General features: G+C 69.0%; 3 protein-coding genes. 1 reads left to right on the top strand and 2 read right to left on the bottom strand.

The genetic code is table 11. The annotated features are described in order from the left end of the window. A partial coding sequence (locus AC1VAN_RS11060; RefSeq protein ID WP_480985807.1) for a penicillin acylase family protein occupies positions 1-1,632 on the top strand: 1,632 nt, incomplete at its 5' end. Between the two features lie 117 nt (positions 1,633-1,749). Here AC1VAN_RS11060 and AC1VAN_RS11055 read toward each other — a convergent pair. Continuing rightward, positions 1,750-3,138, bottom strand: a complete 1,389-nt coding sequence (locus AC1VAN_RS11055) for a cation:proton antiporter domain-containing protein (protein ID WP_032975806.1) — start codon at positions 3,136-3,138, stop codon at positions 1,750-1,752. A 108-nt stretch (positions 3,139-3,246) separates the two neighbouring features. Next, positions 3,247-4,938: an asparagine synthase B gene (gene asnB, locus AC1VAN_RS11050; protein ID WP_480985806.1), complete on the bottom strand. Its 1,692-nt coding sequence runs from the start codon at positions 4,936-4,938 to the stop codon at positions 3,247-3,249. Between the last annotated feature and the right edge of the window lie 40 nt (positions 4,939-4,978).

Raw genomic sequence — 4,978 nt, 5'->3', positions numbered from 1 at the left:
GACCTGCGCACGCTGAAGGCCGCGACCGGCGCGGCTGCCGAGGATGCCGACGCGGTCGGCAGCAACAATTTCGCCGTGGCCGGCGCGCTGACCGCCGATGGCCGTGCGATCGTCGCCGACGACATGCACCTGGGCCTGCGCGCCCCCAGCCTGTGGTTCCGTGTGCGCCTGCGCTACCCCGATCCACAGGCTGCGGGTGGCCAGGTCGACGTCAGCGGATTCTCGCTGCCGGGCGTGCCGGCGGTGATCGTCGGCAGCAACGGCCACGTGGCCTGGGGCTTCACCAACAGCTACATCGACACTGCCGACTTCCGCACCGAGCCAGCGGACGCTGCAGTGACCGTGCACGAGGAACGGATCGTCGTGGCCGGCGGTGCCGACGTGCGTTTCCCGGTACGCGAAACCGCGTGGGGACCGATCCTGCACACCCACGCCGATGGCAGAGGCGACGCCCTGCGCTGGGTCGCGCAGTTGCCGGGCGCGGTGCGCATGGACTTCGCCGACATGGCACGGGCCGCCGATCTGGACCAGGCCCTGCAGATTGCCGACCATGCCGGCATTCCCGCGCAGAATCTGGTGATCGGCGACCGCAGCGGGCGTATCGCGTGGCGCCTGATCGGCGCGCGGCCTGACCGTGGCCCGGGCTGTACACCGCTGGGCTTCAATGACAATCACCGCAACCCGGGCTGCGCGCCGTGGCCGATCCGCAGCGACGCCGCGCCGAGCCTGGTCGACCCCGCCTCGCATCGGCTGTGGACGGCCAACAGCCGCGTGGTGGACGAGGCGACGCTGGCCACGGTCGGCAATGGTGGCTACGACCTCGGCGCACGCGGACGGCAGATCCGCGACCTGCTGGCCACGCAGGAGCATTTCGACGAGCACGACCTGCTGGCGATCCAGCTCGACGACCGCGCGGTGTTCCTGCAGCGCTGGTGGGTGCTGCTGCACCAGGTGGTCGAACACAGCGACGATCCGGCACTGAAGCGGTTGGGCACGGTCAGCAGCCATTGGGAGGGTCGCGCCGCGATCGATTCGGTCAGCTACCGGGTGGTGCGCGAGTTCCGCACACAGGTACTCGACACGTTGACCGATGCGCTGCTGGCACCGGCCCGGGCACCGCTGGGCGAGGATTTCCTGGCACCGCGACTGGCGCAGCTGGAAGGCGTGGCCTGGCCGATGCTGCAGCAGCGCCCGGCCAACCTGCTGCCGCCCGCGTACACGAACTGGGATGCGCTGCTGGCCGATGCGGCGCGCCGTACCGAAGCGGAGCTGTCCGCGCAGGGGCCGCTGGCGCACCGCATCTGGGGCGAGCGCAATACCGCAGCGATCTGCCATCCGGTCGCGCGCGCCCTGCCCGCCTTCGCCAGCCGCTGGTTGTGCATGCCGGCCGATCCCCTGCCCGGCGACCGTGACATGCCGCGTGTACAGACGCCGGCGTTCGGCGCCTCGCAGCGCATGGTGGTCTCGCCCGGCCACGAGGCCGATGGCATCGTGCACATGCCGGGTGGGCAGAGCGGCCATCCGCTGTCGCCGTACTGGGGCGCCGGACATGAGGACTGGGTGCATGGCCGCCCCACCCCGTTCCTGCCCGGCAAGGCGCAGCACACGTTGACGCTGCTACCGGCGCGATAGCGCTGGCCGGCCACGGCATGATGCCCGCCGCGTGTGCGTGGCTGCCGGCCAGCGGCCGGCACTACCCTGCCATCAGGCCGCGGGGGATGCCCTGCACCGCCACCGGGCGCGACCGGGTCAGGCCTTGCGGCGCTCGATCAGGTTCAACAGCGGCCCGGTCATCGCAGTGGTCACCAGTGCCATGATCACCAGCACCGCAAACAGGCGGTCGCCAAGCAGGCCCAGCTCGTAGCCCAGGTTGAGCACGATCAGCTCCATCAACCCGCGGGTATTCATCAGTGCACCCAGTCGCCACGCTTCGCGCGAGGTCATGCCGGTACTGCGCGCCGCGCTCCAGGTGCCCAGCAGCTTGCCCACTGTGGCCATGGCGATCACCACGACGCACAACGCGATGTCACTGGTCTGCAACGCATCGGCGCGCATGCGCAGGCCGGTCATGGCGAAGAACAGCGGCAGCAGCAGCGTCACCGCGAACGGTTCGACCCTGGCCACCAGCAGGTGCCGCAGCTGCGCGTTGGACGACACCGCCACGCCTGCAGCGAAGGCGCCGAACAGCGCATGGATGCCGAGCACTTCGGTGACCAGCGCACTGGCCAGCGACAGCAGCAGGATGCCCAGCAGCCAGCGCCCTTCGCGACCCGGCGCGATGGTCTGGCGGGCGAACCACGGCTTCACCAGTCCCAGCATCAGCGCGATGAACGCCACCACGCACAGCAGGTTGAGGCTGGCCGGCAACCAGCCGGTGGCCTGCGCTGCCGCCACGATCAGCGCCAGCAGGCACCACGCGGTAGCATCGCCCAGCGCCGCGCAGGCGATGGCGGTCTGCCCCAGCGGTGTGTGGGTGATGCCGCGATCAGCGAGGATGCGCAGCAGCACCGGGAAAGCGGTGATGCTCATCGAAATACCGACGAACAGCGCGAACGCGGTGAAACCCACGCCCTGCGGGCCATGCTGCGGGTACAGCCAGATGGCCAGGACCACACCAAGCACGAACGGCACCGCGATGCCTGCGTGGCTGACGGTGAAGGCGAATCGACGGCGCCCACGCAGCGCGCCCAGATCCAGTTCGGCACCAGCCACCAGCAGGAACATCAGCACACCCAGCTGGCTGAGCATACCCAGCGGCCCGAGCGAAGCGGCCGGGAACAGTGCACCGTGCACCTGCGGCAGCAGGCTGCCCAGCAACAGCGGCCCCATCATCAGGCCGGCGGCCATCTCGCCGATCACGGCCGGCTGGCCGAAACGCTTCAACAGCGCACCGGCGCCCTTGGCGACCAGCAGCAGCACCAGCAGCTGCAGCAGGAACAGGCCGAGCGGCGAGGCCAGGTGATGTGCCCAGTCACTGCCGACCACGGCTTCGGCCTTGCTGGCCACCGTCGGCAGCCCGGGGCCCGCATAGCGCGCCAGCAGCAGGCCGACCAGCAGCGGCACGCCGGCCCACACCAGGTAGCGCCAAGCCCACTTCGTCGGCCTCACGGGACCTCCGGTCTGTACGTCCATGAACATTCCCCAATGTGCAGGGGGCTGATGATACGTCCCTCGCCGCCCATGCGCTGCAGGGCTCGCCGGGCATGGCCCGGCGCTACCCGTGTGGCTGCCGCTCGGCGCGGCCGATCAGGCCAGGGCCTGCTCGTGCACGCCGGCGATGGCGCGGCCCGATGGGTCGGCGGCGGCGGCGAAGCTGGCATCCCAGGCGATCGCTGCCGGCGAGGAACAGGCGATCGACTTGCCGCCCGGCACGGTTTCAGCCGCCGCATGGCTGGGGAAGAACTGCTCGAACAGGTGACGGTAGTAGTACGCCTCCTTGGTCTGCGGCGGGTTGTGCGGGAAGCGCTTGTCGGCCGCAGCCAACACGCGGTCGCTGACCTGTGCTTCGGCGTGCGCCTTCAGGCCATCGATCCAGCCATAGCCGACGCCATCGCTGAACTGCTCTTTCTGCCGCCACAGGATGCTGTCCGGCAGGTAGCCCTGGAAGGCTTCGCGCAGTACCGCCTTCTCGATGCGGCGACCACCAAAACCGGCGCCGACCATCTTGTGCGCGGCATCGAATCGCATCGCCACGTCGAGGAACTCGCGGTCCAGGAACGGCACGCGCGGCTCCACGCCCCAGGCCATCATCGACTTGTTGGCGCGCAGGCAATCGTAGTTGTGCAGGGCGTCGAGCTTGCGCACCAGTTCCTGGTGGAATTCGCGCGCGTCCGGTGCCTTGTGGAAGTACAGATAGCCGCCGAAGATCTCGTCGCTGCCTTCGCCGGACAGCACCATCTTCACCCCCATCGCCTTGATCCGGCGCGCCAGCAGGAACATCGGCGTGGAGGCGCGGATGGTGGTGACGTCGTAGGTTTCAATATGGCGGATCACCTCCGGCAGCACGTCCAGGCCTTCTTCGAAGGTGTATTCGAAGCCGTGGTGGACCGTGCCCAGTGCTTCGGCGGCCACCGCAGCAGCGGCCAGATCCGGCGAGCCCTTCAGGCCGATGGCGAACGAATGCAGGCGCGGCCACCACGCTTCGCTCTGCCCGCCATCTTCGATGCGACGACGCGCATAACGTGCTGCCACGGCGGCAACCAGCGACGAATCCAGCCCGCCCGACAGCAGCACGCCGTACGGCACGTCACTCATCAACTGGCGTTCGACCGCATGTTCGAAGGCCTGGCGCAGCTCGGCGAGATCGRCCGGGCGGCCCTGCACGTCGTCGTACTCGCGCCACGGCTGTTGGTAGTAGCGCACCAGCTCACCGCTGGCGCTGTCGTAGTAATGGCCAGGCGGGAACTGGGCGACGTCGGCACAGGTATCGACCAACGCCTTCATTTCAGAGGCGACGCGCAACCGCCCCTGCGCATCATGGCCCCAGTACAGCGGCACCACGCCGACCGGGTCGCGCGCGATCAGTACACGGCCCGCACTGCGATCCCATAAAGCAAAAGCGAAGATGCCGTTGAGCTGCTCCAGCCACTGCGCCGGCGACCCGCCCTGGCAGTACAGCGCGTTGATCACCTCGCAGTCCGAGCCGGTCTGGAAGGCATAGGCCTGGGCAAGTCCGGCCTTGAGCTGCTGGTGGTTGTAGATCTCGCCGTTGACCGCCAGCGCCAGCTGCCCGTCTTCGGACAGCAGCGGCTGCGAGCCGCCTGCCGGATCGACGATGGCCAGGCGCTCGTGCACCAGCAGCGCGCCCTCGTCCAGGTACACACCGCTCCAGTCCGGGCCACGATGACGCTGGCGCTGCGACAGCTCCAGCGCATGGCGGCGCAGGGAAGGAAGATCGTCACCGGCCTGCAGGCCGAAAATACCGAAGATCGAACACATGGGTGGAACTCCTGTTGTGGGGAAGTACACGGGGGGAAGG

The organism is Stenotrophomonas sp. 05L44_2 (genome assembly GCF_056665995.1).
This window is presented reverse-complemented; position numbering and strand designations above follow the sequence as displayed.